Origin of the sequence: Chlorobaculum sp. 24CR (assembly GCF_004118635.1) — a bacterium.
Classification (GTDB): domain Bacteria; phylum Bacteroidota; class Chlorobiia; order Chlorobiales; family Chlorobiaceae; genus Chlorobaculum.
On sequence record NZ_SDGU01000003.1, the window covers coordinates 1 to 370 of the forward strand.

The following is a 370-nucleotide window of genomic DNA, read 5'->3' on the forward strand; positions in this document are numbered from 1 at the left end:
AAAAGTCATAATGTATCTATACTCATATACCATTTTGTGTGTCCTGCAAAGTATAGGCGTGTCGTATTTTCCGAGGCAGTAGATAACAGCTTAAAAGAGATATGTCTTGAAATATCTTACAGATACGAATTTTCTTTCATCGAAATAGGCACAGATAAAGATCACGTTCATTTTTTGATCCAAAGTGTTCCGACTCTCAGTCCCACAAAAATTATACAAGCAGTTAAGAGTATAACAGCAAAAGAAATTTTCAGAAAACACCCGGAAGTGAAGCAGAAGCTATGGGGAGGTGAGTTTTGGTCAAAGGGTTTTTATGTGAATACGGTTGGTCGTCATGGTGATGAAAATACGATAACAAAGTATGTACAGA

General features: G+C 36.2%; 1 protein-coding gene. It reads left to right on the plus strand.

Annotated elements, in window-relative coordinates:
* The coding region (tnpA, locus tag EST62_RS00350; protein ID WP_129050133.1) for an IS200/IS605 family transposase at positions 1-370 on the plus strand (370 nt) is incomplete at both ends.